We start from the raw sequence: 26,708 nt of genomic DNA, 5'->3' as shown, positions 1-26,708 counted from the left end.
CGATCGCAGCCTTCACCAGCGGCGGACCGCCGAGGAAGATGGTCCCCTGGTTCCGGACAATGACGGTTTCATCGCTCATGGCCGGAACGTAGGCGCCGCCGGCCGTGCAGGAGCCCATCACCGCGGCGATCTGCGGGATCTTCCGGGCGGACATCGTGGCCTGGTTATAGAAGATGCGTCCGAAGTGCTCCCGGTCGGGAAACACCTCGTCCTGCTTCGGCAGGAACGCTCCGCCGGAATCCACCAGGTACACGCACGGAAGGTTGTTCTCCAGAGCGATTTCCTGCGCCCGGAGGTGCTTCTTGACGGTCATCGGATAGTACGTGCCGCCCTTGACCGTTGCGTCATTCGAGATCACCAGGACGTGCCGTCCGTGAATCAGCCCGATCCCGGCGATGACTCCGGCGCCGGCACTCTCATCGTTGTACATTCCGTTGGCGGCCAGCGGGGCGATTTCGAGGAACGGGCTGCCGGGATCCAGCAGATGGTCGATGCGGTCCCTCGGCAGCAGCTTGCCGCGGCTGACATGGCGTTCCCGCGAGTGCTCCGGCCCGCCGAGAGCCGTCTGCGCGAGGCGTTTGCGAAGCTCATCGGCGAGCGCCCGCTGACCCGCGTGGTTCTGACGGAACGCCTCGGCGTTCGGGTCAAGGCGCGATGCCAGGGTCTCCATTGACGTCCTTCCGGTCGGCGCACGGGTGTCCAGAACCCATGCACACAATCAGTTAGCGGGGATTAACTCAAATTTAGGTTAGTAGCTATTAACTAAACTGTCCACCAGAATGGAGGCGTCCCACTCCCCGTTCACTTCACGATGACAGTCCGTCACGAAAGGAAGGCATGGACGCTCCAGCTCCCACGCGGCTGACCGGCCGCAGCCTGGCCAAAGCGTCCCGGCGCGCAGCCTTGCTGGATGCTGCCGCACAGCTTTTCGCTGAGCGTGGCTATAACGGGGTGTCCATTGAGGATCTCGGTGCGGCGGCCGGAGTCAGCGGGCCGGCGGTCTACCGTCACTTCAGCGGCAAGCCTGCGGTCCTTGCTGCGCTGCTCGCCGGAGTCAGCCAGGACCTGCTCGAGGGTGGACGTGCGGTTGTTGCGGAAAGCCCGAGCCCGGAGCAGGCTTTGCGCGGGCTGATCGAGTTCCAGGTGGACTTCGCCCTGCGCAATGCAAACGTCATCCGGGTACAGGACCGGGACCTCAGTTCGCTGGCCGACGACGACCAGGAAACGGTGCGGTCGCTTCAGCGCAACTACGTCGAGGTCTGGGTTGACGCCCTTTCGGCGCTGGCCCGTAATCAGGACAGAACGCACCTGCGCCGGAAGGCGCACGCCGCGTTCGGACTGATCAACTCCACCCCGCACTCCACTCACCGCCGGCGCAGCAGCAAGGACACCGCTGAACTGCGTCAGTTACTCGAGGAAATGGCGTGGGCCGCCCTGAGCGTGAAGGCGTAAGTCCGCGAAGGGCACCGACGCGCTGCGTCCTAGTACGCTGATGGAGAAGCACACTCCGTGCACCCAGAACTTTGTGTAAGTACCGTGTTCCGCCTACCTGAAAGCTTCCAGTGATTACGCTACGCGCCGTTGAACCTTCCGACCTGGACGAATTCTTTTCCCATCAGCTGGACCCCAGCGCCAACCACATGGCCGCTTTCAGCGCCAAGAACCCTTCGGACCGGGGTGTCTTCAACCATCACTGGCAGAACATCCTGAATGATCCCACCGTGACCGTCCGCACCATCGTCGCTGACGACGCCGTGGTGGGCAGCATCCTGGCTTACCGGGACGGCGACGTCCCCGAGATCAGCTACTGGATCGACAAGGCACGCTGGGGGCAGGGAATCACGACGGCGGCAGTCGGCCTCTTCCTCGAGGAGTTCACCGAGCGCCCGCTGCGGGCACGCGCTGTCGCCGACAACACGAACTCGATCCGCATCCTTGAGCGCTACGGTTTCACCCAGATTGGTGAGACGCAGGGCTTCGCCAACGCCCGCGGAGCGGTTGTGAAGGAACTCCTGCTCGAACTGCGCTAGCGGAAGTTTCACTAGCAGAAGTTTCGTGCAGCTCCGGTGACCCTACAGCGTTCAGGCACCGGAGCTGCACGTAGCTCACGACGGGTGGACCGGCTAGACCATGGTCAGAACCATGCCCGGGTCCCGCAGTATCGTGCCGATATCGGCCAGGAAGCGTGAGCCCTGTTCGCCGTCCACCAGCCGGTGGTCGAAGGACAGACTGAGGGTCATCACCTGCCGGAGGGCAATCTCATCCTTGTACTCCCATGGCATCTTGCGGACAGACCCCATGGCCAGGATCGCCGCTTCCCCAGGGTTGAGGATGGGCGTGCCGGCGTCGATACCGAACACTCCAACATTGGTGATGGAGATCGTTCCGCCGGAAAGGTCCGCCGGACCCGTCTTGCCGGCGCGTGCTGTCTCGGTCAGGTCCGTCAGCGCCTCAGCCAGCTCCCGCAGGCCCAGTTCGTGGGCGTCCTTGATATTCGGAACCATCAATCCGCGCGGTGTCGCCGCCGCAATACCCAGATTCACGTAGTGGTGTTGCACGATTTCCTGCGCCGCCTCATCCCACCGGGAATTCAGGGTCGGGTTACGGTCGAGCGCGATGCACAGCGCCTTCGCCACCAGAGCCAGCGGCGTGATGCGGACATCGGCGAAGGCCCTGCTCGCCTTGAGACGTCCCAGGAGCTCCATTGACGCGGTGACGTCCACCGTCAGGAACTCGGTGACGTGCGGAGCGGTGAAGGCGCTGGCCACCATGGCGGCAGCAGTGTGCTTGCGCACTCCCCTGATCGGCGTCCGGGTTACGCGCTCGCCGCCGGTGCCCGACGACGGCGGTGCCTCGGCGGTGATCTGCCTGCTGGCTGGAGCGTTTCCCTGCTGCGCAGCAAGGACATCTTCGCGAACTATCAGTCCGTTCGGCCCGCTGCCGGTCAGTCCCGTCAGGTCGATACCGAGGTCCCGGGCGAGCTTCCGCACCGGCGGTGTTGACCGCGGACGCTCCCGCGGCGCATCCGCAACAGCAGGAGCAGGAGCCGGAGCCGGAGGCTGAGCCGGTGGCGGCGTAACCGCTGGTTCGGTTGATATAGCAGGAGCAGAAGCGGCCGGAGCGGCGGCGTCAATAGTGGTGGCTGGTACCGCTGCGCCGGCACGCCGGGCTCGCCGTGCGGGCCGACCCGACTTCTCGACCGCTGCGCCGTAGCCGACGAGGTTCGGCTCGCGCCTGGGCGGCTCGGCGGGCTCGGACCTGCTCTGGTCCGGGCCATCGGTGGCCGGTGCGTCACCACCCGCACCGGGCACATCGAAGGAGACGATCGGCGCGCCGACCTCCACCACGGTGCCGGGCTGCTCATGGAGTTTCGCGACGACGCCCGCGTAGGGCGACGGCAGTTCGACGACCGCTTTCGCGGTCTCGACATCGGCGATCACCTGGTTGAGTTCCACCGTGTCGCCTACCGCGACGTGCCAGGCAACTATTTCCGACTCGGTGAGGCCTTCACCGAGGTCGGGCAGTCGGAATTCCTTGATCACCGGTGCCACTATCCTTCCAGTCCGTTGTGCGGGCTCAAGGAATTGGGCCGCCCGAGGGCGCGGTCCACTCCGTCCAGTATCCGGTCAAGGTCCGGCAGATGGTGGAACTCCACCTTGGAGTAGGGGTACGGGATGTCGAACCCGGTCACGCGGACCGGTGCGTGCTCGAGATGGTAGAAACAGCGCTCCGTGATGCTGGCGGCGATCTCCGCGCCAAGCCCGCCCGACTGGGCGGCTTCATGGGTGATGACCAGCCGTCCGGTCTTCCGGACCGATTTCTCCACGGTCCCGAAATCGATGGGCGCAAGGGAACGAAGGTCTATCACCTCGATCGAGATCCCGTCGTCGGACGCTGCGATCGCGGCGTCTCGCGCCGTCGGCACGAGCGGCCCATAGGTTACGAGCGTGACATCGCTGCCCTCGGTCACCACGCGGGCGTCGTTCATGCTTGTGGAGCTGAGATCGACGCTCTCGTCGACCTCCCCCTTCACGTGGTAACGACGCTTCGGCTCAAAGTAGAGCACCGGGTCATCGCTCGCGATGGCCTGCTGAATCATCACGTAGGCATCCTGCGGGTTCGAAACGCTGACCACGCGGAGTCCCGAGGTGTGGGTGAAGTATGCCTCGGGTGATTCGGAGTGGTGTTCGGGAGACCCGATCCCACCGCCGAAGGGCACACGGATGGTGAGCGGAACCTTCACCGCTCCCTTCGTCCGATAGTGCAGCTTGGCCACCTGGCACACGATCTGATCAAATGCCGGGTAGATGAACCCGTCGAACTGGATCTCGACGACGGGACGGTAGCCCCGGTAGGCCAGGCCCACAGCCGTGCCCATGATCCCGGACTCGGCAAGCGGCGTGTCGAGGACGCGGTGCGGGCCGAAGTCCTTCTGCAGCCCGTCAGTGATGCGGAAGACGCCCCCGAGCTTCCCAATGTCCTCCCCCATGAGTACAACCTTGGGATCGTTATCCATGGCGCGTCGAAGCCCGGCATTGATGGCACGCCCGAATGTCATGGTGGACATCAGCGGCCCCCTTCCTCAGAAGATCCGAATGAAGTCAGGTACTGCTCGTAATGGTCCTGCTGCCGCTCAAGCCATGAGTTGGGTTCACTGTAGACATGCTTGAACACGTCGAGAGCTGCCGGCTCCGGCATGGAGATGCATCCCTCACGCAGCCGCGCCGCAACCTCATCCGCTGTCGCCTTGACTGCGTCGCTGACTTCGGCGGGTAGGAGGCCCTCGGAATCAAGCAGCCCGGCGAGGCGCGCAATGGGGTCCTTGGCGGCCCAGTCCTCAAGTTCATTCGCGTCCCGGTATCGGGTGGGATCGTCCGCGGTGGTGTGCGGGCCCATCCTGTAGGTCACCGCTTCGATGAAGGTCGGGCCGCCGCCCGTCCTCGCCCGGTCAAGCGCCTCCCGTGTGACGGCAAGGCAGGCGAGCACGTCATTGCCGTCAACGCGAACGGACGGGATACCGAACCCCGGTGCGCGGCGCGCAATCGGCACATGCGCCTGCAAACGGACCGGCTCCGAGATGGCCCACTGATTGTTCTGGCAGAAGAAGATGACCGGTGCCTGGTAGCTGGCCGCGAACACCATTGCTTCATTGACATCGCCCTGACTGGTGGCACCGTCACCGAAGTAGGTGACAGCGACCGAGTCGGCGCCGTCTGTGAGGATGCCCATGGCATAACCGGTGGCATGCAGGGTCTGCGCTCCGATGATCACCTGGGGCGTGGCCATATTGATGGCGTAAGGATCCCAGCCCGAGGAGGCGTTCCCGCGCCAGACCCGGAGAAGATCCGTCAGGTCAACACCGCGGCAGTACGCCACGCCGTTCTCACGGTAGCTGGAGAACACAAAATCGTCCTCACGAAGGGCTCGACCCGAACCGATCTGCGCTGCTTCCTGACCAAGGAGCGGCGGCCAGAGCGCGAGCTCACCCTGCCTCTGGAGCGCGGTGGCTTCGGCGTCGATCCGCCGGATGACGACCATGTCCTCATACAGGGCCTGCAGGGCAGCCCCATCAACATCTGCAACCCAAGGGTCGTACGCGGCGTTTGAACGGCGCTCCCCGTTGGGCGTAATCAGCTGGATCAGCTCATCCCGCGTGGCATCCGTCTGGTCGTTCGAAGGCACGTTCACCCATCCTTAAGTCTTGCGGCGTCGGCGGTCGGCGCTCCCACGAACCCAAGGCCGAGCGGCGCTGGAAAGAGCCAAGGCACCGTTGCCTGAGGTTTATTGTGACGATACTCACGTGGACCAGCCAGCACAACCGATCTGCCTTTCACTGAGCATTCTGCTCTATTTCACGACTCCAGCTCGTGCTACCGTTGCGCACTATGCAGCCCCTTGACGCGACCGACTCGAGGCTCCTGCTCGCGCTTGCACGGGACTCCCGCAGGACGGTCGTGGCCCTCGCCCAGAAACTCGGCCTGTCACGCAACACAGTGCAGGCGCGAATGACCCGCCTCGAGAAAAACTCGACTTTCCTCTCCTTCGAGCGCCGCATCAATCCGACCGCGCTCGGCTACCCCCTGACAGCGTTTATCCACGTCCATGTGGACCAGCGGAAGCTGGCCCCCATCACCGAACAGCTGGCCGGCATCCCCGAAGTTCTGGAAGCCCACGGGTTGACCGGGCAGGCGGACATCCTGGTCCGCGTTGTCTCGGTTGATGCGGAAGACCTCTTCCGCATCAACGGAAAAATCCTGGCGTGCGACGGCGTGGAGCGCTGTGACACCTCCCTTGCCATGCACGAGCTGATTCCCTACCGCATGGAACCTTTGCTGCAGCGGGGTTCGGAGGAGTAGTCCCGGTTCCGGAAGATCAGGGGAAATAACCATCCGTAATGCCGACAGACCCGAATGGTGAGCAGAACTCCATTACCGGAGCGCACATCTAAGGAAAGGCATCATCATGGGCACCTCCCCCAACCGTCTCCTCGCAACCGTCTTCGGCGCGGTCTACCTCCTGGTCGGCATCCTCGGCTTCTTCGTCACGTCCGGGGTGGGATTCTTCGCCACCGAAGGCAACACGCTGATCATCTTCGAAGTCAATCCCCTCCACAACATCATTCACCTGGCGATCGGTGCAGCACTGCTGCTCGCCGGCCTGAAGTCGGTCAGCGCCGCCAAGGGAGTCAACACCACCGTCGGCGCCGTCTACCTCCTGGTCGGTATCCTCGGGCTTTTCCTGGTGGGCACCTCGCTCAACATCATCGCCCTCAACGGTGCAGACAACGTCCTGCACCTCGCAAGCGCCGTGCTCCTGCTCGGCGTGGGCCTGTCGCAGGACAAGCAGGTTCACACCGCACGCACCCGCGCACACGCGTAATTGACCGATGACCGTCACCGGTATTGAAGCGCGGGTTCTGCCGGCTCTTCAACAGCGCGCTGACGGGCAGGGTTCCCGGGACGAGGTACTCCGCCTGCTTACCGGCTTCGCTGCCCTGGGTTCGGGGATGACCTTTTTTGCCCTGGCAGCTGATTCGATCCTGGCTCGCGGTGGTCCGGGGTCCCTTCTGTTGGGTGGCGCCGTCGGACTGTGGGCGCTTTCGCTCACCGCGTGGGGCATCGTCACCCTGCGCGGGGGGCACGGTGCCGGTCGGCCGGCGAGGTTACTTACGCTGTCCGTGCCCGTCGCGCTTCCCGCGGCTGCCGCCGTCGTCCTGGCTGTCCTCAGCTGGAGCGCACTGTTGGCTCCTGCCGGCAGCCGTGAGCTCGACCTGACGCTGGTGTCGGCCCTGGCACTGGTGCTCCTGCAGCTCGGTTGTCTGGGAACCCTGCGCCGGCGTTCCGGACGTCAAGGCCGGCCGGCCTCGCCCGGAAAGCTCCTCGCCGGGCTCTTCTTCTCCGCCGTCCTGGTCGCGGGAATTACGACGCCGGGACTCGCCGCATCGACGGCAGGTGAGCACGCAGTGCCGCACGGCCAGCATGGTTCGGTGCCGGTTCCTGCGGACCACCCGGACCATTAGTCCCAGCGGCACGGATAGGTGCAACACAACGGGCCGGAATCGAAGCGATTCCGGCCCGTTGTGCATGCTGGGAGAACTAGTGGTGAGTTGCTTTCTCCGCACCGACACCGGTGAGCGAGCGAACCTCCATCTCCGCCTGCTTCTGCGCGTCCTCAGTGCGCTTGGCCAGCACGGTGCCGAGCCAGCCCAGGAAGAACGCCAGCGGAATCGAGACGATCCCGGGGTTGCTCAGCGGGAACCAGGAGAAGTCCGCCGTCTGGATCATCGACTTCTCACCACCGGAGACCACCGGGGAGAACGCGATGAGGATGATTGCCGTGAGCAGGCCGCCGTACATGCTCCAGAGCGCGCCCTGGGTGTTGAACTTGCTCCAGAACAGCGAGTAGATGATGGTCGGCAGGTTCGCACTCGCTGCCACCGCGAAAGCCAGAGCAACGAGGAACGCAACGTTCTGCCCCTGCGCACCGATTCCACCGAGGATGGAAAGCACTCCAATAACGACGACGGTACGCCGGGCGACCTTCACCTCACCGTCGGGATCGACCTTGCCGCGCCGGACGACGTTTGCGTAGATGTCGTGGGCGAAGGACGCCGCCGCGGTGATCGTCAGCCCGGCAACAACGGCGAGGATCGTGGCAAAGGCGACCGCGGAGATGATGCCGAGCAGGAATGGTCCGCCGAGCTCGAACGCCAGGAGCGGAGCGGCTGAGTTGACGCCGCCCGGTGCCGCGTTGATGCGGTCCGCACCGATCAGGGCACCTGCACCGTAGCCGAGCACCAGGGTGAAGAGGTAGAACGCTCCGATGAGCCAGATAGCCCACACCACTGAGCGGCGGGCTTCCTTGGCCGTCGGCACAGTGTAGAAGCGCATCAGCACGTGAGGCAGTGCTGCCGTTCCCAGGACGAGTGCGAGCGCGAGGGACACAAAGTCCAGACGTGTCGTACCGGTGGCGCCATACTGCAGTCCGGGACCCGTGATGGCGGGATTCCCCGAGGTTTCGATGGCGGCACCAAGCAGGGTGGAAAGGTTGAAGCCGTACAGGGCCAGCACCCAGACGGTCATCACGAACGCGCCGGCGATGAGCAGGCAGGCCTTGATGATCTGCACCCAGGTGGTGCCCTTCATGCCGCCAACCAGTACATACAGGATCATGAGCGCGCCCACGACGGTGATGACGAGGGACTGGCCGAGGCGGTCGTCGATGCCGAGGAGCAGCGACACCAGCGCACCGGCTCCGGCCATCTGCGCCAGCAGGTAGAAGAAGCACACGGCGAGCGTGGTGATGGCCGCGGCGATCCGCACGGGACGCTGCTGCAACCGGAAGGAGAGGACGTCCGCCATGGTGAACTTGCCGGTGTTGCGAAGCAACTCTGCGACGAGCAGCAGCGCAACCAGCCAGGCCACCAGGAAGCCGATTGAGTACAGGAAGCCGTCATAGCCGTTGATGGCGATGGCTCCCACAATGCCGAGGAAGGACGCGGCGGACAGGTAGTCGCCCGCGATCGCCGTGCCGTTCTGCGGGCCGGTGAAAGAGCGGCCGGCTGCGTAGTAGTCGGCCGCGGTCTTGTTGTTGCGGCTGGCGCGCAGCACGATCACCAGGGTGATCGCCACGAACAGACCGAAAATGGTCATGTTCAGCCACGGCTCACCGACCGTGGTTGTCTCGGCGGTCTGCATCGGCAGGTACTGCCTCATCGGGTTCCTCCCTCGAGGGTCTGGTTTGTCTCAGGCAGCACGCCTTCAAGGTCATTGCGGAGGCCCTCCGCGATCGGATCGAGCCTCTTGTTGGCATAGCTGACGTACCACATGGTGATTCCGAAGGTGCTGACGAACTGCAGCAGCCCGAGGATCAGCCCGATGTTCACATTCCCGAACACAGGAGTCGACATGAACTCGTGTGCGTAGTCAGCGAGCAGGACATACAGGAAGTACCACAGCAGGAAGACCGCTGCCATGGGAAAGACGAAGCTGCGGTGCCGTTTGCGCAGCTCCCTGAACTCCGGCCGCTGCTGGACTTCGGTGAAGTCCACCGGGGCCGGCGGCGGTGCGTCGCGCGATGGGTCGGAACCCATTGTTACCTCCTTGTTAGGGGCTCCCCTGAAGGTCAGCGCCGCACTGGACGGCACGGGAAAGGGAGTGTGACTCCCATCACTGTCGATCACCCGGCGCGTCGATGCCAAGAACCTGCCGGGGTCCGTCGCCCAATGGACAAGTACGTGCGGTGAACGGTGCGGCCCTGCGCCGAACGGTGTCGGACGTCGTTCCGGTGACCGCTACTCTTGACCCATGCTCAGCCCCGCCGTGGACGTAGCGCTTGTTGCCGCCGTCGTCATCATCACCCTGGCAGTGGTCGCGGTTTTGGGGTTCAAGTTCTCACGCTCCTACCGGGATCTGGGGTCCGACGCCGATCGCGCCACCTACGCGACCCTCCACACGGTGGCCCAGGCATCGGAACACCTGCGGACCGGGCTGACACCGGCCGGAGCGTCGAAGGCAGCGCGCCATCTTCGCGGCCTTCTGCGCTGTCAGGCCTTGCTGGTGACCGACACGGACGGCGTCCTTGCCTGGGAGGGTGCCGCGAAAGAGCCGTCCGAGGTGATGCTCCTCGCGCAGGACGTACTGTCCAGCGGGCGCACGCGGATCTTCAAAGGGCCGCAGCTGGGAAGCGTGACCGGAGAGCAGACCGGCATCGCGGAAGCAGTGGTTGCTCCGATCCGCGTGAACGGCCGGGTGGTCGGTACGGTGGGTGCCTTTGTGCCCTCGGTCAACGCAGGCCTCGTGCGTGCAACCAACGAGGTCGGTGCCTGGGTTGCCACGCAGGTGGAACTGGCCGAGCTCGATTCGTCACGCACCCAGCTCATGGAAGCCGAGGTACGCGCGCTGCGGGCGCAGATCAGCCCGCACTTCATCTATAACTCTCTCAACGCGATCGCCTCCTTCATCAACACCGATCCTGAGCGTGCCCGCGAGCTTGTGGTCGAGTTCGCGGATTTCACGCGCTACTCGTTCCGCCGCCACGGTGACTTCACCACCGTGGCCGAGGAGCTGCGGTCGATCGACCGCTACCTCCTGCTCGAGCGAGCCAGGTTCGGGGACCGGCTCAAAGTCAGTCTCCAGATCGGTCCTGAAGTACTCAGCACGGTGATCCCTTTCCTCAGCCTGCAACCGCTCGTGGAAAACGCCGTCCGGCATGGTCTGGACTCGAAAGACGGTACAGGGCATATCACCATCACCGCCCACGACGCCGGAGCCTATGCGGAAGTGACAATCGAGGACGACGGCGTGGGGATGGATCCCGACCGGCTGCGTGCCGTTCTTGCCGGGCATGTGGACGGCGTGCACGTGGGCCTGCGCAACGTCGATTCCAGACTGCGGCAGGTCTACGGCGAAGCCCACGGACTGGTGGTCGACACCGCGCCGGGCGCCGGCACGCTGGTCACCCTGCGCATCCCGAAGTCCCAGCCCGCCCACCGAACCTGAACTCCGGCTGTGCGGCAACCCACGTAATGGGTACCGACAAGAGCGCCCGCAGTTTCCGCGTAATCTGGAACCATGGTCAACGTGGTCATCGTCGACGATGAACTTCCGGCACTCGCCGAGCTGGGTTTCCTGCTCTCCAGGGATGCCCGCATCGACACTATTCATCAGGCTTCGAGCGGCGCCGAGGCCCTGCGGATCCTGCAGGACCACACCATCGACGCACTGTTCCTCGACATCCATATGCCCTCGCTGACCGGTCTGGACATCGCAAGGGTCATTTCACGCTTCAGCCGGCCTCCCGCCGTCGTCTTCGTCACCGCGGACGAGGACCGGGCTCTGGAGGCCTTCGAACTCCGCGCCGTCGACTATCTGCTCAAGCCGGTACGCACCGAGAGACTCACCGAGTCCGTACGGCGGATCTGCGAACTGATGGAGGATGGGGCCACCACGCCGGAGGTCATCACCGTCGACCAGGGCGGGATCAGCAAGATGATCCGGCGGGATGAGATTCGCTACGTACAGGCGCAGGGTGATTACGCCCGGCTGCACACCGCCGAGGCAAGCTACCTCATCCGGATTCCCCTGAACGACCTGGAGCGCCAGTGGGCTGACGCCGGATTCCTGCGCACGCACCGGTCGTACCTTGTGGCCATGGACCAGGTAACCCAGGTCAAGCTGGGAACGGGCAAGGCCAGTGTGCTTGTGGGTGACGCTGAATTGCCGGTGAGCCGTCGGCACCTGTCCGAGATCCGCGGCAAGCTCGAAGCCACCCGCCTGCGGCCCGGACAGTAGCGCGGTGTCGGCCCCTGAACAGCGCCCGCCACGCGTGCGGGTCACCGCGCCCCGCTCAGCGACGGGTCCGGCGCCCACCTACCCGGTCGCGAGGGAACTGGCGGAACAGTCCGACGTCGGTGAACTTTTTGTGCGCTCGCTCATCCGCTCCCAACTCAGGCTGTCAGCGGTCGTCGCGTCAGGCTTCCTGGTGATCCTCGTCGGCATCCCGGTCCTGTTCAGCCTCTTTCCGGCCATCCACAGCTGGACCATCGCAACCGTTCCCGTTCCCTGGCTTCTCCTCGGGCTCGGCATCTACCCCGTGGTCATCGGCTGCGCCGTGCTGTACGTCCGGAGCGCCGGACGGATCGAACAGCGTTTCCGCGACCTGGTGAACGACGAATGACGTTCCCCGAGCTGAACCCCGTGGTGGGATACGTATCGCTGATCCTCGTTGCCGTAGCCACGGTCCTGATCGGTATCTATGGGCTGCGGATCTCCCGGACCACGGGCGACTTTTACGTCGCTTCCCGCACCGTGCGCCCCTGGTGGAACGCCTCTGCCATCGGAGGAGAATACCTGTCCGCCGCGAGCTTCCTCGGGGTGGCCGGATTGATCCTCCTTTCCGGCGTGGACGCGCTCTGGTTCCCGATCGGCTACACCGCCGGCTACCTCATGCTCCTGTTGTTCGTGGCGGCTCCCCTGCGGCGCTCGGGCGCCTACACCATTCCCGATTTCGCGGAGGCGCGTCTTGACTCCCGAAGCGTGCGTCGCGTGACGAGTCTGCTCGTCATCGCCGTCGGGTGGCTGTATATCGTGCCGCAACTGCACGGGGCTGCGCTTACCGTGCGCATCACTACGGGCCTGCCGTCCTGGGTGGGGTCAGTCGCCGTCGTCGTGGTGGTGTGCCTGAGTGTGATCACCGGCGGAATGCGCTCCATCACGTTCGTCCAGGCCTTCCAGTACTGGCTGAAGCTGACGGCGCTGGCCGTTCCGGTGATCTTTATCCTCATGCAGCTCGCCGGCTCCGGGGCATCCCTGACGGACGACGGCGCCGTCTTCAGTTCCAGCCTCAACGCCACCGGGTCGGCCTCCCTCTACCAGAACATCTCGCTCGTGATCGCGCTGCTGTTCGGCACTCTAGGGCTACCGCATGTGCTGGTGCGCTTCTACACGAACCCGGACGGAGCCTCGGCACGCCGGACGACGCTCCTTGTGCTGGGACTGCTCTCAGTCTTCTACCTGTTCCCTACCCTGTACGGCGTGCTGGGCAGGATCCACACGCCTGATCTGGCGGTGGAGGGTTCAGCGGATGCCACCGTGCTGCTGCTGCCGAGCCGCATCTTCGACGGACTCGGAGGAGACATCCTCTCGGCCTTCGTCACGGCCGGCGCGTTCGCCGCCTTCCTCTCCACGTCTAGCGGACTGGTGGTGTCGCTGGCGGGCGTGGTCAGCCAGGACTTCTTCCGTGCGAGCGTTTCCGGTTTCCGGTGGGCGGCGATCGTCTCGGCCCTTATTCCCCTCGGCTTCGCGCTGCTCACCGACACGCTTGCGCTGGCAGGCAGCGTAAGCATGGTCTTTGCGTTCACCGCCTCAACCATCTGCCCCCTTCTGGTCCTGGGCATCTGGTGGCGTGGACTTACCGACGTCGGAGCTATCGCCGGCATGGCGTCAGGAGCGGTACTCTGCGGTGGGTCGATCCTGCTCGCGGCCGCGCTGGGAGCCGATCAGGCGCCCCAGTGGCTCCGGCTACCGGCCCTCTGGACCGTTCCGGCAGCCTTTGCCATCACCATCGCGGTATCCCGGCTTACGGCGCGGCGCCGGCCCCGAAATGCGTCACGGGTCCTTGCCCGGCTACACACGCCCGAAGCCGCCTGATCCTGATCAAGAGCCGCCGTCGCCGTCGATCACCCTACTGCGGTAAGAGCCTCAGTCGATGGCGGCCATGAGCTCAACCACGCGGTCGAGGAAGGCATCGACCTGGGTTTCCTCGTAGCCGTCCTGGCCGATAGCTTCGCGGAAGACAGCCCTGCGTACCACGTCGACGCTCAGCGGCATGTCGTTCTCGAAGTAGCCGAGCAGCTCGTTGCACAGAGCGTCGACATCCTCGATGTTGTAGCTGGTGGCATTATTCCGCGACGGGCGACGGAAGCGCTCGCCCGGGGGACGGTGAAGCCTCCCCCGCAGCACAGCGGAGATACGCCCGATCTGCATCAGCCAGGCCTGCTCGCCGTTGGACTCGATGAGGGCGTCACGCTCGCGCTGGGCGAAGACGTCTTCCAGCCGGTCGAGCGCCGCGTCAACCGCCCGCGGTTCGTATCCGCCGCGGGCAGGGTCGAAAGCCATGGTGCGCACGTCACTACTGGTGACGGGTTCACCGTCAGTGCCGTCGGAGTTGTAGAAGGTGCGCGCACGGGTCAGGAACCTGTCAACCTGCTTCGCGTTGTAGCCGAATTCGCGGCGACCGACACGGGCAAACGGCGAGCTGCCGTTGCGTGCTCCATCCATGGGTGTGCGTTCTCTTTCTTCGTTCCGTGGCGTTCTTCGCACCGTCGCGGTCACCGCGCGCAGTCACCAGGTTCTACAGGGATCCGGGTACCAATGTAACGGACAGCAGGAAGGCAACCGGCGAAGCGAAGACGATCGAATCGAGCCGGTCCATGACGCCGCCATGTCCGGGCAGGATGCTGCTCATGTCCTTGACACCCAGTTCCCGTTTGATCATCGACTCCGCGAGGTCTCCGGCCGTGGCCGCAGCGACAACGGCAACGGCCAGGCAGATGCCGACCCACCATGGCCTGTCGAGAAGGAGCACCACCGCGAGTACGCCCACGATCATCGCTCCACCGATCGACCCGCCGAAGCCCTCCCACGACTTCTTCGGGCTGATACGGGGGGCCATAGCGTGTTTGCCGAAGAATGCGCCGACCAGGTAACCGAAGGTGTCGTTCGCGACCACGAGAAGCAGGAGGGTTGCCACCTTGATGGAACCGGACGGCTCCTGGAGCAGCAGCATGGCGAAGCTGAGCAGGAACGGCACCCATAGGAGCACAAAGGTGCCGGCCATAATGCTTCGCGCGGCGTCTGGAGCAGGGTCGAGGGAGCGCCAGAGAACCAGCGCTGTCACCGAGGCTACCGTTGCAAAGGCCAGCGCTTCCGGCCCACCGAGGTAGGCCGCGAAAGGAAGCGCGACGCCTGCCGCCACCGCCGGGACGGTGGGAACCTTGATGTGCCGCACCTCAAGCGCTCTGCCCACTTCCCAGACGCCGACGACGCCGATCATCGTGGTGAGTGCCACAAAAGCCAGCGGCAGGAACAGCATCCCCACCAGCAGCGACACGAGCAGGGCAAGCCCGACGCCGATAGCCGCCGGCAGATTCCGCCCCGCGCGGGAGGCTGCACCGGACGGTGGCCGCGGCGACCGGCGCTTGAACAGGCCGGTGCGGCTTGATTTCGCTGCCTCGCGGAGTGCACGCCTGCCGGGCAGGACGCCGGCGGCCGGCGGACCGGCCGCCGCCTGGTGTGCAGCATCAGCGGCAGGCGTGCGGCCAGCCTCGGTAGAAGGCTGGGAGTCGCTCATCAGACCTCGAGCAGCTCTGTTTCCTTGCGCTTGAGCATGTCGTCGATGGTGTCGGTGTGGGACTTCGTGCGTGCATCGAGATCCTTCTCGGCACGTGCGCCCTCGTCTTCGCCGGCGTCGCCGTCCTTCACAGCCTTGTCGATGCCGTCCTTCGCCTTGCGGCGGATGTTCCGGATCTGGATCTTGGCGTCTTCTGCCTTGCCGCGGACCAGCTTGACGTACTCCTTGCGGCGTTCCTCCGTCAGTTCGGGAAGCACCACCCGGATGACGTTGCCGTCGTTGGACGGGTTGGCGCCGAGGTCCGAGTCGCGCAGTGCCTTTTCGATCTCGCTGAGCGCGGAGCGGTCAAACGGAGTGATCAGCAGCGTGCGCGCTTCCGGGTTCTGGAAGGACGCCAGCTGCTGCAGCGGCGTCGGTGAGCCGTAGTAGTTGACGACGACCTTCGAGAACAGGGACGGGTTGGCACGGCCGGTGCGTACTGTCGCGAAGTCTTCCTTCGCGGCCTCGACGGCCTTGTCCATACGGTCGGTGGCCTCTGACATGGTCTCTTCGATCACGATTTCTCCTTTGGTTCGAAATCCGCTGCTTCTAAGCGTCCGATTCAGTTGATAATCCTAGTTCACAGCCGGGCCGGCACCGGGACCGCCCGGCCGCGCGCGGCGCTCAGGCAGTGACGATCGTGCCGATGCGCTCCCCCATGATTGCGCTGGTGACGTTGCCTTCGCCCTCCATGCCGAAGACCACCATGGAGAGGTTGTTGTCCTTGCACATGGTCATGGCGGTCTGGTCCATTACGCGGATGTCCTGACGCAGGGCGTCATCGTAGGAGAGCGCCTCCAGCTTCTGCGCGCTCGGGTCTTTGCGCGGGTCAGCTGTGTACACGCCGTCCACGCCGCTTTTGGCCATGAGTACGACGTCGGCGCGCACTTCCAGCGCCCGCTGGGCGGCGACGGTGTCGGTTGAGAAATACGGCAGCCCGGCACCGGCGCCGAAGATCACTACGCGGCCCTTTTCCAGGTGCCGGATGGCGCGCCGCGGGATGTAGGCTTCCGCAACCTGTCCCATGGTGATGGCGCTCTGGACGCGGGTCTCGACACCCGCCTGCTCAAGGAAGTCCTGCAGGGCGAGGCAGTTCATGACTGTTCCGAGCATGCCCATGTAGTCGGCGCGCGATCGGTCCATGCCGCTCTGGGAGAGTTCGGCGCCGCGGAAGAAGTTCCCGCCGCCGACAACAATGGCAACTTCCACCTGCCCGATTGTCGCGGCGATCTGCTTAGCTATTCCCCGGACCATGTCAGGGTCGACGCCGAGCTTTCCGCCTCCGAAGACCTCTCCGGAGAGCTTCAACAGCACGCGCCGCCTCGGGGATCCGCTGTGGCCAGCGTTGTCGTATTTCTCCATGATGCCTCCCGGGCTTTCGTACGTGCGGTTCAGTTGCGCAGCTGCGCTGGTGGTTCAACGAGGGTGCGGTGGAAGATCACCCTGCCCCCGGCGTCGTTGAAGGCCCCGGTCGGCAGGTCTCGAATGGTTGGTGGAATCAGTCTTGCAGGTCCGGTACGGCGACGGTCACCGCACATGGTCACCGCACATGGCGGAGGGGCGGTCACCGTGGCGACCGCCCCTCCATCATCTCAAACAAATTCAACCCGTAAGGGTTTCGCGCCGGTTAGGCACCAACCCGGAAACGAGCGAATTCCTTGGGCTCGACGCCGGCTTCCTTCAGCACCTGGGCGACGGACTTCTTGGCGTCCTTGGCGAACGCCTGGTCCACCAGCACGCCCTCCTTGAAGAAGCCGGTCAGGCGACCCTCGACGATCTTGGTGAGAGCGGCCTCGGGCTTGCCCTCCGCGCGGGCGGTCTCGTCAGCGATGCGGCGCTCGGTCTCGACGAGTTCAGCCGGAACATCCTCACGGGTGAGGTAGGTCGGCGAGTAGGCGGCGATGTGAACGGCGACATCGTGTGCGGCCTCGGCTGCACCGTCTCCGCTGCCCTCTACTGCGAAGAGCACGCCCACCTGTGCGGGGAGGTCCTTCGACGTCTTGTGGAGGTACGCGTCAACGATTGCACCCTCAACACGTGCCACGCGGCGGATGTCCACCTTCTCGCCGAGCAGGGCTCCGGCTTCGATAACGTGCTCCGAGACGGGCTTGCCGTCAACGGTGTGTGCGAGCAGCGACTCGACGTCAGCGGCACCCGACTCAATCGCGGCAGCAAGGACCTTGTTGGCGAATTCGATGAACGGGCCGGCCTTCGCGACGAAGTCGGTCTCGCAGTTGACCTCGACCATGACGCCGACGTTGCCCTCGACCTTGGCGGCAACGAGGCCTTCGGCGGTCGAACGGCCTTCGCGCTTGGTTGCGCCCTTCAGGCCCTTGATGCGAATGAGCTCCATGGCCTTCTCGGCATCGCCGTTGGCCTCGTCGAGAGCCTTCTTCACGTCCATCATTCCGGCGCCGGTCCGCTCGCGGAGAGCCTTGATGTCAGCGGCAGTGTAGTTTGCCATTTGAACTCCTCAGATGTGGTTTTCTCGTCAAGATAATTTGAGTGAAAGTTCTCCGGAAACAGGTCCGGCACAAGCGAAAGGGTGCGGGCTTGAATCCCGCACCCTGTCACCGAAACTACTTGCTCTCGCCCTCGGCAGCTTCCTCAGCAGGAGCTGCTTCAGCAGCGGGTGCCTCTTCAGCAGCAGGTGCTTCCGCGGCAGGAGCCTCTTCAGCAGCAGGCGCGGCGCTGCCTTCGAGCAGTTCACGCTCCCACTCGGCGAGCGGCTCTTCTGCTGCGGCGGCGTCGTTGCCCGAAGCGCGGTTGTTGCGGGCGATGAGGCCCTCGGCAACGGCGTCGGCGACAACGCGGGTCAGCAGGTTGACTGCGCGGATGGCGTCGTCATTGCCCGGGATCGGGAAGTCGACCTCATCGGGGTCGCAGTTGGTGTCGAGGATTGCGACAACCGGGATGTTGAGCTTCTTGGCCTCGTCGATGGCGAGGTGTTCCTTCTTGGTGTCGACAACCCACACGATGGACGGAGCCTTGGTGAGGTTGCGGATACCGCCGAGGTTGCTCTCAAGCTTGGTCAGCTCGCGCTGCAGCAGGAGGAGTTCCTTCTTGGTGTGGCCGGAACCGGCGACATCCTCGAAGTTGATTTCCTCGAGCTCCTTCATGCGCTGGATGCGCTTGGAGACGGTCTGGAAGTTGGTGAGCATGCCGCCGAGCCAACGCTGGTTGACGTACGGCTGGCCAACGCGGGTGGCCTGCTCGGCGATGGCTTCCTGTGCCTGCTTCTTGGTACCGACGAAGAGCACGGTTCCGCCGTGGGCAACGGTGGCCTTGATGAACTCGTAGGCGCGGTCGATATAGGACAGCGACTGCTGCAGGTCAATGATGTAGATACCGTTGCGCTCGGTGAAGATGAAGCGCTTCATCTTCGGGTTCCAGCGGCGGGTCTGGTGGCCGAAGTGGACGCCGCTGTCGAGCAGCTGGCGCATGGTAACGACTGGCATGTCGTTCCTTTCGTAGGGCAGCACAGTCATTGCTGTGTAATCTGCCGGTTTGACGGTTGATTCCCGCGGACTATGCGGGGTCCTGGTGTCCGTCAGATGACTCACCGCTCCAACCGGATTCCTCCGGACCGCTGGAGCAGTGTTCCCAGGTATACGCCCACCAGTGAAGTTCAGCGGCGATCGACCTGTGAATCGGGACACGCGTAGTCAGTTCCCGACGAGCCGCAGAACCACACGAAGAGCTTTGTGGCATGACGGCATACGGGAAACTGCTTCACCTAGTGTACTACAGCAGCCCGTCACTCCTGACGGGGAGCACATCCGGCCCTTCCTCCACAATCCGGCCGAATCAGATGGACATTTCCACATAGGCCCACGACGCCGGCACGAGGGAAACGACCGGTTGGATAGTGGATGGGTGACTGCGCGAAAGAACCTGCCCCGCCCGTTGCTCATGGCCGCCGCTATCGGGGCGCTGCTCTCCATCGGCGGGCCGGCCCCGGCCGCCCCTCCTGCCGAGGGACTCTGGGAATGGCCGCTGAGCGGCGGCGTCCCCGTGCTTCGCCATTTCGATCGACCGCCGGAGAGGTGGATGGCCGGTCACCGCGGTGTCGATCTCGGCGCGGCGGACGGCGTGGTGCTGAGCCCCGCCGATGGGGTCGTGGTGTTCACCGGCACGGTGGTGAACAGGCCGGTGCTGACCATCGACCATGGAGACGGGTTCCTGTCCAGCTTCGAACCGGTCACCGCGTCCGTGGTGAAAGGTGCAAGCGTGCAAAGGGGGCAGGTAGTCGGGAGCATCAGCTCCGAACCCCACTGCCCTGACCCCTGTGTGCACTGGGGCGTCCGGGAGAATGGTGAATACATCAACCCACTCCCGCTCGTCTCCGACCGGCGTCCCTCCATCCTGCTGCCGCTGGCCGGCACAGGATAGAACTCCGCTAGATGAAAGCGGCAATCCCGGTGATTGCCCGCCCCGTGACCAGGGAGTTGATCTCGTAGGTTCCTTCATAGGAGTAGACAGCCTCTGCGTCGGCGAAGATCTTCGCCATCTCATAGTCGGTGACTATGCCGTTGCCCCCCAGAATGCTTCGGCCAAGTGCGACGGTCTCCCGCATGCGGGCGGTCGTGAACGCCTTGGCGAGGGCTGACTGTTCGTCGCGGGCACCGCCTTCGTCCGCGAGCTGGGCCAGCCGCACCATCATGCCCAGGGAGCTCACCGTGTTGCCCAGCATTTCCACCAACTGCTGCTGAATGAGCTGGAAGGAGGCGAGCGGACGTCCGAACTGCTGGCGCTCCACAGCATAGCGGCGGGCCACGTCGAACGCCGCAAGCTGCTGCCCCACCGCCTGCCACGCCACGGACAGCCGGGTAATGCGAAGCACCTTGTTGGCGTCCTTGAAACTGTTCGCACCGGCCAGCCGGAAGTCATCGCTCACCTGGAGACCCTCCAGGAGGATGTCGGCGTTCTCCACCGTTCGCAGGGCCGTCTTGTTCTCGATCTTGGTGGCCTTGTAGCCCGGCAGCGACGTGTCCACCATGAAGCCCTTGACCTGGTTGTCCGCGACATCCCGGGCGAAAATGACCACCCAGTCGGAGAACGTGGCATTTCCGATCCAGCGCTTTGCCCCGTTGAGGACCCATCCGTCGCCGTTGCGCTCTGCGGTGGTGCGCGTTCCGCCGGCCACATCAGACCCGCCAAGCGGCTCGGTCAGGCCGAAGGCGCCGATCTTCTTCATCGCGTAGATGTCCGGCAGCCACGCGGCCTGCTGCTCCGGTGAGGCCAGCGTTTCAATGGACCCTGTGAACAGCCCGTCATGGACTCCCATGAACGTGGCGATCGATGTATCGGCGCGGGTGAACTCGGCGTGCAGCAGCCCCGCAAACAGATTCGAGAAACCCTGACGCTTCACCGGCGAGACGACGTCCAACTCCGCAATGCGAGGGATCAACTCGGTCGGGAACACGCCTGCGTTCCACCAGCGCGATGCGTTTGGGCGGATCTCCTGGGCGAGCCATTCCCGCACCTCATGAAGGCGGGTGCGCTCCCTGGAGTCCAGCAGTTGTTCGAAAAAGTAGAAGTCACCGTCGGCGTACGGCAGGTTGTCTGCGTCGAGTGTGGGTGCACCCATGAATGTTCCTCACCATCAGTGGCCCGGCGCTCGCCCCCGCCGGCGGGGTCCGCGCACTGTTAGCGCGGCTCATCGGACTCATGTTACCCGCGAGTAACTTTGGGCACCAGCCGCCGGCGTCTCCGGTCTCAATGCCGCTTTCCGACGACTCGCCCGAGAATGAAAGGAACCCCGGCCTCAAGGCCAGGGTTCCTTCCGATCTGTAGGGCTGGTGGGGCTTGAACCCACGACAAACGGATTATGAGTCCGCTGCTCTAACCGGCTGAGCTACAGCCCCGCAGCACCGATGAGACCATCGGCGCAATCCATTCTAGTCACGAACCGAGCTGTGCTTTCGGCGAGTCAGACCGTTTCGCTCTCGTGGGATCGGCCGTGGTACAGATCCTCGAAGGTGGAAAGCGTGGAGTCGATACTGTGCTTCTCCACCATGGAGCGGCTCATCTTGCCCATCCGCTCGCGCTCGGCTTCCGGCATGGAGATGATTTCGGTGAGTCGTTCACCCAGCTCGGTGCTGTCATGCGGGGTGAACAGGTAACCATTGGAGCCGTCCTCAACCAGATGCGGCAGGGCCATCGCGTTGGCGAGCAACACCGGCGTCGACGCGGACATCGCCTCAAGAGTGACCAACGACTGAAGTTCAGCGGTACCCGGCTGGCAGAACACGGTTGCGCGCAGGTACGCCAGCCGCAACTCCTCATCATCAATCAGGCCATGGAACTTCACGCGGTCTTCCAGTCCGAGCCGCTTGGCCTGCGCCTGCAGCGCCGGCTTGACCTCTCCCCCACCGACAATCTCCAGGTGCAGGTTCAGCTCCTTCGGTGTCTTTGCCACTGCGTCGATCAGGACGTCCACGTGCTTTTCCTCCGCGAGGCGCCCGACGAAGAGCACGATCGGGTAGTCAGGACGCTCGATCTGTTCACCCGGCTTGGGCTCGTAAGCCGCCGCATCGATCCCATTCGACAGCGGCAGCACCTTGCGGAGAAAAGCGTGCTCATGCATTGCCTTCGCGGCGAGCGGGGTGGGTGTGGTGACAACGTCAGCCTTCCCCATCTTCCTGCCCATGTCGCGCCATGAATTCTTCGCCACAATGTTCTTGAACCACCGTGGGAAAGGCAGGAACGGATTCAGGTTCTCGGGCATGAAGTGGTTGGTGGCGATCACGCGGATGCCGCGTTTGAGAGCCTCGTAGAGCGCGTACTCACCGACCATGTAGTGGCACTGAATATGCACAACATCGGGCTGCACACGGTCGAAAAGCATCCGGATGTCACGCTTGATTTCCCAGGGAAGGCAGATACGCCAGTAGTCGTGCGTGGGAACGGCATGGGAGCGGAGCCGGTGTACCGTCCAGTCCCCGCCCGGTTCCGTAAAACTTTTGCCGGTGGTGGTGTGGGGCGCCAGGACGTGCACGTTGTGTCCACGGGCCGTCATGCCCTTGGCGAGCCGGTACCCGAACTGCGCCGCTCCATTGACGTGCGGCGGATAGGTATCAGCAGCGATGAGAATGGTCAGCGGCGCGTCTGCTGCCGTATCAGTCACGAAGTAGTCCTCGGGTTGGCAACGATGGGCGAAGTCCGGCGTTACCGCCGTCGTGCTTCTTTCTGGCGCTTGACCACGTCTGGATGGTGGCGCGACAGGGCTATTACTCCAACAATAGCAACGATGGCTGCCGCTCCCATGGCAATTGCGATCACCGATTCCACATTCGGCTGCAGTTCGCCCAGCACCACGATGCCGACGGCGATTCCCACGATCGGATCCACCACTGTCAGGCCTGCGATCACCAGGTCCGGCGGACCTGTGGCGTAGGCGCTTTGCACGAACCATGAGCCGAGACCCGCGGCGGCGATGATCGCGATAACGCTGTAGATCGGAACGTTGAGCAAAAACCGCCCATTCGGGTCCAGTAGATGCGTGGCGATGATCTTGGTCAGTACTGCCACGAAACCGAAGAGCACACCTGCTCCGAGGATGTAGGCGAATGCGCTGAGACGCCGCTTGAAGACGAACGCCAGAGTTCCGAAGACTGCCACGGCGATACACAGCAGCAGGACGGCCGTCAGTTCCTGGTCGGGCAGGACAACGTGGTCCTTCCTGGTTACGTTTACCGCAAGCAGCACGAACAGCGCGCTTCCGGTGACGCATGCCGAAATTGCGACGACGGTGGCCCGGTTGATGCGCACGCCCTGGTCCCGGGAGTTGACCACTGTGGTGATGACCAGCGCGATGGCGCCGATGGGCTGCACAACTGTGAGGCTGGCGAGGCTCAGTGCGATCACATTGCACACCATGCCCACGCCAAGGAGGATCAGACCCAGAATCCAGCGCGGATTTCGAAGCAGGCGCAGGAAGCCGTTCGAGTTCAGGGACAGGCCGCCGGTGTTCGAGCGTACGGCGCTGCCCTGGCGCTGTGCGCCGACGGCCAGAAAGCATGCGCCGAGCAGCGCCAGGAAGACCGCTACCCAGGCCATGCGCCCGCTTCCCTCATGCGCTCTGCTCCAACCGGTACTTCCGATGCGCCGCCGTGAAGTACCCGTAAAAAGCAATAAGGTGGCCGATGCACCCCAGAATCAGCAGTGTGTTGGCGGTGATCTCCAGCCACGGCTCGTTGAAGCCATCGACCCGCTGCAGCAGCAGGAGCGGGGATCCCACCAGCAGCAGCGCAGTCCTGATCTTGCCGATATTGCTCACCGGCAGGGACAAGCGGCCGCGGAACAGAATCAAGGCATTGATGATGAGAATGGCGTCTGGAATCACTATGGCCCACACCAGCCAGGCCGGTGCAACGCCGTCCACGACGAACGTCACGGCGACGACAATCAGCGCAGTCCTGTCCGCAAGCGGATCGAGCCACTTGCCGACTGACGAGACCTGGCCGAACTGGCGGGCCACGTAGCCGTCGATCCAGTCTGTTGAACCAAGGAGCACGAGGGTGATGACGGCGGCGCCGTACCGTTGCTGCACGATGAACATCACGAAGAGCGGGACACCGAGAAAACGGACCACGGTGATGATATTCGGCGCAGTCCAGAACGTGTTCAACTCGGCAGGAGTCCGCCCAGGCTTCCCCCCGGCGCCTATAAGTCTGATCACTGTCCCTCCGCTCCCATTATGCAGGCAGGGGCGCGATTAGCCGGCAACGGTCGGCGGGTTCGCGCAAGCAGGAGGTGCAAGGCCTACTTGGCGACGAGCCGGCGCACCATCACAGCGATAGCGGCAGCAGACGCGGCGACGACGCTGAGGGGCTTCCAGCGGTCTGCGAGTGTCTGGTTGTGGCGGGCAGGAACGTGCACTGCCCGCGGCGACGAACTGTTGTGGGTACGCCGGGAGTCCCGTGCCTGAACCGCTGACGACTTGGCATGCGCAGCAGCTGTGCGTGCCTTCGAGGTGGTGCGATTGATCTGCGACTTGAAGTCCAGTCCCCGGCTGAGATCGTCCCGCGTTTCCGCGATGTGGTCGCGGCGGCGTCCTGAACGGCTGCGCAGCTCCGCGTAGGACGGTGCCGGCCGCTTTGGCTCGCCGGACTCCTTGTGCTTGGGCTTCTTCTCTTCGGCAGGCTTCTTGACGTCGAGCGTTGCGGGATTGAACCTGCGCCCTTCCTTGAGCACGCCGATGTCGTACTTGACCCCGCGGATGGCATCTTCAGGCAGGAGCGGCATCGCCTTCTTGAACCGTGACAGGCCCATCAGCCCCGCGATCGCCGCAATGATAAGGAACAGCGCAGCGAAGCACAGCGCCGCGAGCCAGGCCGGCATGACCGTGGCCAGGCCCATGATGGCGGCAACGATGAGGGCCACTGCGAGGGCTGCGAGGAAGAGGAGGGCAACCACGAAAAAAGCCGCTGCGACACCGGCCTTGATCCCCTTCTGCTTCATCTGCTCGCGGGCGAGCGACACTTCGTCGCCAAGCTGGCGCGGGGTCAGCCGCAGCAGCAATCTGATCAGGCCAATTATCGACGGCGTGCCGCCCGATCGATTCACCCGCGTGCTGGTCGAGCTCTCCATCTGCCGTGCTCCCATCCGTTCATCCTGCGCATCTGCTAGCAAAATTACCACCGACGCATATTTCTCGCCCGAACAGGCTCGATTCACCGCAACTCACAGCACATCAGCGTGCGACGAGTTCGTCGCGATCCTCCAGCTCACGGCCCGCATATTCCTCGAGCTGGGTCTTGACGAACCAGAAGGAGACCACCGCGAAGACGGTGAAAACCGCGTACATGATCCACACGCCGAGATTCTCGCTGACCCATGGGAAGGCCAGTGTCACGATGAAGTTGAAGATCCAGTTCACCATCGTCGCCACACCGAGGGCGATGGACCGGACCTTGTTCGGGAACATTTCTCCGAGTGTCACCCACATGACCGGCCCCCAGGTCGCGGCGAAGAAGATCACGAACAGGTTGGCGCCGACGAGGGCTACAGGTCCCCACATTCCCGGCAGGGAGACATCTTCTCCGCCGCCCGTGGCCTGCGCGAAGGACACGGTTGCTGCGAGCAGGCCGACGAACATGCCGGCTGAACCGACCAGCAGCAGCTTTCGCCGGCCGATCCTGTCGACAAAGAAGATGGCAACGAACGTCATGGCGACGTTGATGATGGAAGTGATGACCGACGTCGTGAAGGAATCACTCTCGCTGAAGCCGACCGACTGCCACAACGTTGTGGAGTAGTAGAAGATGGCGTTGATGCCCACGAGCTGTTGCAGGGCGGCGACGATCATGCCCACCCAGAGAATCGGCTGCAGGCCGAGGGCCGATCCGCGAAGGTCCCGCAGGCTGGTCTTGTCTTCCACCCTCAGCGTCGAACGGATCTCCGTCAGCTTGGCAGACGTGTCCCTGATCCCGGTCACCCGCGAGAGCACCTGCGCAGCTTCCGCGTCCCGTCCACCGCGGATCAGGTAGTGGGGAGACTCCGGAATGGTGAGCGCAAGGACGCCGTAGATAATCGCCGGTACGACGCCGACCAGCAGCATCCAGCGCCACGCAGGCAGTCCCCACCACAGTTCTCCGGTTGCTCCCCCGGCCATATCGGCAAGCCAGGCGTCCGACAGCAGTGCGGCGAAGATTCCGACCGTGATGGCAAGCTGCTGGATGGAGGCCAGGCCTCCGCGCCACCGTGCCGGGGCGATCTCGGCGATATAGCCAGGCGCGATGACGGATGCGACACCGATCGCAACTCCGCCGACGAGCCGCCAGAACATCAGATCCCATTCACTGACTGCGAATCCCGAGCCGACCGAGTTGACCAGGAAGAGGATCGCTGCGCCGAACATCACACGCTTGCGTCCGAGGCGGTCAGCGAGTTCACCGGCGAACCAGGCACCGGCTGCGCAACCGAGGAGGGTGATCGCAACAGTGAACCCGAGGATCGCTTCTCCCAGACCGAAGTCCTCCTGAATCGCGTCGACTGCTCCGTTCACCACGGCAGTGTCGAAGCCGAAGAGGAGGCCGCCTACCGCGGCAGCCACGCTGACCCCGATGACCTTCCCCATGTGCGGCTGTACCCCGCCCGACGGCTCGTTGTACTTCCGATCCCTGGCCTTCACGCCGCTTCTCCCGACCCCTCGATCAATGTGTCCGCCCTCCGGGCTGCATTTCACCCTACGTCAGAGCCAAGCCTGCTGAGCAACGGACCGAAGTTTCCCGCGCCGGGGGGACTGTGCGAGGTTGCGCGGGGGCTCTAAGATGGTTAATGATTCGCCATGGCAACCACTATCTGGGTTCGCC

28 protein-coding genes and 1 tRNA gene are annotated in these 26,708 nt (G+C 64.1%); 10 read left to right on the top strand and 19 right to left on the bottom strand.

Annotated features, from left to right (window positions below):
• Positions 1-670 (bottom strand): carboxyl transferase domain-containing protein (locus tag RIF85_RS02500; protein WP_309070331.1); only part of this gene is annotated, 670 nt, incomplete at its 3' end.
• A gap of 167 nt (positions 671-837) precedes the next feature.
• On the opposite strand from RIF85_RS02500, the gene RIF85_RS02495 reads away from it, so the two are divergent.
• Positions 838-1,452 carry a TetR/AcrR family transcriptional regulator gene (locus RIF85_RS02495; protein ID WP_309070330.1) on the top strand — a complete coding sequence of 205 codons (615 nt, stop codon included), beginning with the start codon at positions 838-840 and terminating at the stop codon, positions 1,450-1,452.
• Positions 1,453-1,562: 110 nt separating this feature from the next.
• Entirely contained in the window at positions 1,563-2,030 is a 468-nt protein-coding gene (locus RIF85_RS02490) for a GNAT family N-acetyltransferase (RefSeq protein WP_309070329.1), read from the top strand.
• A gap of 93 nt (positions 2,031-2,123) precedes the next feature.
• Here the strand turns inward: RIF85_RS02490 and RIF85_RS02485 are convergent, their stop codons facing one another.
• The 3 genes from RIF85_RS02485 to pdhA are packed head-to-tail and all read right to left on the bottom strand — an operon-like array spanning position 2,124 to position 5,682.
• Entirely contained in the window at positions 2,124-3,542 is a 1,419-nt protein-coding gene (locus RIF85_RS02485; RefSeq protein ID WP_309070328.1) for a dihydrolipoamide acetyltransferase family protein, read from the bottom strand.
• 8 nt (positions 3,543-3,550) lie between these two features.
• Positions 3,551-4,567, bottom strand: coding sequence for an alpha-ketoacid dehydrogenase subunit beta (locus RIF85_RS02480; protein WP_309070327.1), 1,017 nt, complete (start codon positions 4,565-4,567; stop codon positions 3,551-3,553).
• Positions 4,567-5,682, bottom strand: a complete 1,116-nt coding sequence (gene pdhA, locus RIF85_RS02475; protein ID WP_309070326.1) for a pyruvate dehydrogenase (acetyl-transferring) E1 component subunit alpha — start codon at positions 5,680-5,682, stop codon at positions 4,567-4,569. Before pdhA ends, RIF85_RS02480 begins: the two co-directional genes overlap by 1 nt.
• Positions 5,683-5,885: 203 nt before the next feature.
• Between pdhA and RIF85_RS02470 the strand changes: the two genes are divergently transcribed.
• From RIF85_RS02470 to RIF85_RS02460, 3 genes are all read left to right on the top strand, one after another.
• Positions 5,886-6,356 (top strand): Lrp/AsnC family transcriptional regulator, encoded by a 471-nt coding sequence (locus tag RIF85_RS02470; protein ID WP_309070325.1) that lies wholly within the window; start codon positions 5,886-5,888, stop codon positions 6,354-6,356.
• Between the two features lie 106 nt (positions 6,357-6,462).
• Complete coding sequence (locus RIF85_RS02465) at positions 6,463-6,879, top strand: DUF4383 domain-containing protein (protein WP_309070324.1); 417 nt, start codon at positions 6,463-6,465, stop codon at positions 6,877-6,879.
• A 7-nt stretch (positions 6,880-6,886) separates the two neighbouring features.
• On the top strand, positions 6,887-7,519 hold the full coding sequence (locus RIF85_RS02460; RefSeq protein WP_309070323.1) for a hypothetical protein: 633 nt from the start codon (positions 6,887-6,889) through the stop codon (positions 7,517-7,519).
• Positions 7,520-7,595: 76 nt separating this feature from the next.
• Here the strand turns inward: RIF85_RS02460 and RIF85_RS02455 are convergent, their stop codons facing one another.
• Both RIF85_RS02455 and RIF85_RS02450 read right to left on the bottom strand, forming a co-directional pair.
• Positions 7,596-9,215, bottom strand: coding sequence for a cation acetate symporter (locus tag RIF85_RS02455; RefSeq protein WP_309070322.1), 1,620 nt, complete (start codon positions 9,213-9,215; stop codon positions 7,596-7,598).
• The gene (locus tag RIF85_RS02450; RefSeq protein WP_309070321.1) at positions 9,212-9,592 is read right to left on the bottom strand and encodes a DUF485 domain-containing protein; all 381 of its coding nucleotides are present in this window, start codon (positions 9,590-9,592) and stop codon (positions 9,212-9,214) included. The genes RIF85_RS02455 and RIF85_RS02450 overlap by 4 nt, the downstream gene beginning before the upstream one ends.
• Positions 9,593-9,806: 214 nt before the next feature.
• Between RIF85_RS02450 and RIF85_RS02445 the strand changes: the two genes are divergently transcribed.
• From RIF85_RS02445 to RIF85_RS02430, 4 genes are all read left to right on the top strand, one after another.
• Positions 9,807-11,000 carry a histidine kinase gene (locus tag RIF85_RS02445; protein ID WP_309070320.1) on the top strand — a complete coding sequence of 398 codons (1,194 nt, stop codon included), beginning with the start codon at positions 9,807-9,809 and terminating at the stop codon, positions 10,998-11,000.
• Positions 11,001-11,072: 72 nt separating this feature from the next.
• Positions 11,073-11,792 (top strand): LytTR family DNA-binding domain-containing protein, encoded by a 720-nt coding sequence (locus RIF85_RS02440; protein ID WP_309070319.1) that lies wholly within the window; start codon positions 11,073-11,075, stop codon positions 11,790-11,792.
• A 4-nt stretch (positions 11,793-11,796) separates the two neighbouring features.
• On the top strand, positions 11,797-12,177 hold the full coding sequence (locus RIF85_RS02435) for a hypothetical protein (protein ID WP_309070318.1): 381 nt from the start codon (positions 11,797-11,799) through the stop codon (positions 12,175-12,177).
• A gap of 11 nt (positions 12,178-12,188) precedes the next feature.
• Positions 12,189-13,649, top strand: coding sequence for a cation acetate symporter (locus RIF85_RS02430; protein ID WP_309070333.1), 1,461 nt, complete (start codon positions 12,189-12,191; stop codon positions 13,647-13,649).
• A 51-nt stretch (positions 13,650-13,700) separates the two neighbouring features.
• Here the strand turns inward: RIF85_RS02430 and RIF85_RS02425 are convergent, their stop codons facing one another.
• From RIF85_RS02425 to rpsB, 6 genes are all read right to left on the bottom strand, one after another.
• A complete protein-coding gene (locus tag RIF85_RS02425) occupies positions 13,701-14,279 on the bottom strand; it encodes a DivIVA domain-containing protein (RefSeq protein WP_309070317.1) in 579 nt (192 codons plus the stop codon).
• A 73-nt stretch (positions 14,280-14,352) separates the two neighbouring features.
• On the bottom strand, positions 14,353-15,351 hold the full coding sequence (locus tag RIF85_RS02420; RefSeq protein WP_309070316.1) for a phosphatidate cytidylyltransferase: 999 nt from the start codon (positions 15,349-15,351) through the stop codon (positions 14,353-14,355).
• The gene (gene frr, locus RIF85_RS02415; protein WP_309070315.1) at positions 15,351-15,908 is read right to left on the bottom strand and encodes a ribosome recycling factor; all 558 of its coding nucleotides are present in this window, start codon (positions 15,906-15,908) and stop codon (positions 15,351-15,353) included. Before frr ends, RIF85_RS02420 begins: the two co-directional genes overlap by 1 nt.
• Before the next feature lie 106 nt (positions 15,909-16,014).
• Positions 16,015-16,752 (bottom strand): UMP kinase, encoded by a 738-nt coding sequence (gene pyrH / locus RIF85_RS02410; protein WP_309070314.1) that lies wholly within the window; start codon positions 16,750-16,752, stop codon positions 16,015-16,017.
• A 265-nt stretch (positions 16,753-17,017) separates the two neighbouring features.
• Complete coding sequence (tsf, locus tag RIF85_RS02405) at positions 17,018-17,854, bottom strand: translation elongation factor Ts (RefSeq protein WP_309070313.1); 837 nt, start codon at positions 17,852-17,854, stop codon at positions 17,018-17,020.
• A 115-nt stretch (positions 17,855-17,969) separates the two neighbouring features.
• Positions 17,970-18,848, bottom strand: a complete 879-nt coding sequence (gene rpsB / locus RIF85_RS02400) for a 30S ribosomal protein S2 (protein WP_309070312.1) — start codon at positions 18,846-18,848, stop codon at positions 17,970-17,972.
• A gap of 418 nt (positions 18,849-19,266) precedes the next feature.
• On the opposite strand from rpsB, the gene RIF85_RS02395 reads away from it, so the two are divergent.
• The gene (locus tag RIF85_RS02395) at positions 19,267-19,782 is read left to right on the top strand and encodes a peptidoglycan DD-metalloendopeptidase family protein (RefSeq protein WP_309070311.1); all 516 of its coding nucleotides are present in this window, start codon (positions 19,267-19,269) and stop codon (positions 19,780-19,782) included.
• 7 nt (positions 19,783-19,789) lie between these two features.
• Here RIF85_RS02395 and RIF85_RS02390 read toward each other — a convergent pair whose 3' ends face one another.
• The 7 genes from RIF85_RS02390 to RIF85_RS02360 form a co-directional block, all read right to left on the bottom strand.
• The gene (locus RIF85_RS02390; protein WP_309070310.1) at positions 19,790-20,980 is read right to left on the bottom strand and encodes an acyl-CoA dehydrogenase family protein; all 1,191 of its coding nucleotides are present in this window, start codon (positions 20,978-20,980) and stop codon (positions 19,790-19,792) included.
• Positions 20,981-21,183: 203 nt separating this feature from the next.
• A tRNA-Ile gene (locus RIF85_RS02385) sits at positions 21,184-21,257 on the bottom strand.
• 65 nt (positions 21,258-21,322) lie between these two features.
• Positions 21,323-22,519, bottom strand: a complete 1,197-nt coding sequence (locus RIF85_RS02380; RefSeq protein WP_309070309.1) for a glycosyltransferase — start codon at positions 22,517-22,519, stop codon at positions 21,323-21,325.
• Positions 22,520-22,560: 41 nt separating this feature from the next.
• Positions 22,561-23,451, bottom strand: coding sequence for a DMT family transporter (locus RIF85_RS02375; RefSeq protein WP_309070308.1), 891 nt, complete (start codon positions 23,449-23,451; stop codon positions 22,561-22,563).
• Between the two features lie 13 nt (positions 23,452-23,464).
• Positions 23,465-24,073, bottom strand: coding sequence for a CDP-alcohol phosphatidyltransferase family protein (locus RIF85_RS02370; protein ID WP_309070307.1), 609 nt, complete (start codon positions 24,071-24,073; stop codon positions 23,465-23,467).
• Positions 24,074-24,156: 83 nt separating this feature from the next.
• The gene (locus RIF85_RS02365; RefSeq protein WP_309070306.1) at positions 24,157-24,999 is read right to left on the bottom strand and encodes a phage holin family protein; all 843 of its coding nucleotides are present in this window, start codon (positions 24,997-24,999) and stop codon (positions 24,157-24,159) included.
• Positions 25,000-25,087: 88 nt separating this feature from the next.
• The gene (locus RIF85_RS02360) at positions 25,088-26,527 is read right to left on the bottom strand and encodes a sugar porter family MFS transporter (RefSeq protein WP_309070305.1); all 1,440 of its coding nucleotides are present in this window, start codon (positions 26,525-26,527) and stop codon (positions 25,088-25,090) included.
• Positions 26,528-26,708: the final 181 nt, after the last annotated feature.

This window comes from Arthrobacter sp., assembly GCF_031179385.1.
Taxonomy (GTDB): Bacteria; Actinomycetota; Actinomycetes; order Actinomycetales; family Micrococcaceae; genus Arthrobacter_D.
This window is presented reverse-complemented; position numbering and strand designations above follow the sequence as displayed.

Excerpts from the sequence above, each read along its gene's own strand:
- RIF85_RS02495 (WP_309070330.1), top strand. The coding sequence starts at position 838 with ATGGACGCTCCAGCTCCCACGCGGCTGACCGGCCGCAGCCTGGCCAAA.
- RIF85_RS02480 (WP_309070327.1), bottom strand. The coding sequence starts at position 4,567 with ATGTCCACCATGACATTCGGGCGTGCCATCAATGCCGGGCTTCGACGC.
- RIF85_RS02470 (WP_309070325.1), top strand. The coding sequence starts at position 5,886 with ATGCAGCCCCTTGACGCGACCGACTCGAGGCTCCTGCTCGCGCTTGCA.
- RIF85_RS02465 (WP_309070324.1), top strand. The coding sequence starts at position 6,463 with ATGGGCACCTCCCCCAACCGTCTCCTCGCAACCGTCTTCGGCGCGGTC.
- RIF85_RS02460 (WP_309070323.1), top strand. The coding sequence starts at position 6,887 with ATGACCGTCACCGGTATTGAAGCGCGGGTTCTGCCGGCTCTTCAACAG.
- RIF85_RS02455 (WP_309070322.1), bottom strand. The coding sequence starts at position 9,215 with ATGAGGCAGTACCTGCCGATGCAGACCGCCGAGACAACCACGGTCGGT.
- RIF85_RS02450 (WP_309070321.1), bottom strand. The coding sequence starts at position 9,592 with ATGGGTTCCGACCCATCGCGCGACGCACCGCCGCCGGCCCCGGTGGAC.
- RIF85_RS02445 (WP_309070320.1), top strand. The coding sequence starts at position 9,807 with ATGCTCAGCCCCGCCGTGGACGTAGCGCTTGTTGCCGCCGTCGTCATC.
- RIF85_RS02440 (WP_309070319.1), top strand. The coding sequence starts at position 11,073 with ATGGTCAACGTGGTCATCGTCGACGATGAACTTCCGGCACTCGCCGAG.
- RIF85_RS02425 (WP_309070317.1), bottom strand. The coding sequence starts at position 14,279 with ATGGATGGAGCACGCAACGGCAGCTCGCCGTTTGCCCGTGTCGGTCGC.
- RIF85_RS02420 (WP_309070316.1), bottom strand. The coding sequence starts at position 15,351 with ATGAGCGACTCCCAGCCTTCTACCGAGGCTGGCCGCACGCCTGCCGCT.
- pyrH (WP_309070314.1), bottom strand. The coding sequence starts at position 16,752 with ATGGAGAAATACGACAACGCTGGCCACAGCGGATCCCCGAGGCGGCGC.
- tsf (WP_309070313.1), bottom strand. The coding sequence starts at position 17,854 with ATGGCAAACTACACTGCCGCTGACATCAAGGCTCTCCGCGAGCGGACC.
- rpsB (WP_309070312.1), bottom strand. The coding sequence starts at position 18,848 with ATGCCAGTCGTTACCATGCGCCAGCTGCTCGACAGCGGCGTCCACTTC.
- RIF85_RS02390 (WP_309070310.1), bottom strand. The coding sequence starts at position 20,980 with ATGGGTGCACCCACACTCGACGCAGACAACCTGCCGTACGCCGACGGT.
- RIF85_RS02375 (WP_309070308.1), bottom strand. The coding sequence starts at position 23,451 with ATGGCCTGGGTAGCGGTCTTCCTGGCGCTGCTCGGCGCATGCTTTCTG.
- RIF85_RS02365 (WP_309070306.1), bottom strand. The coding sequence starts at position 24,999 with ATGGGAGCACGGCAGATGGAGAGCTCGACCAGCACGCGGGTGAATCGA.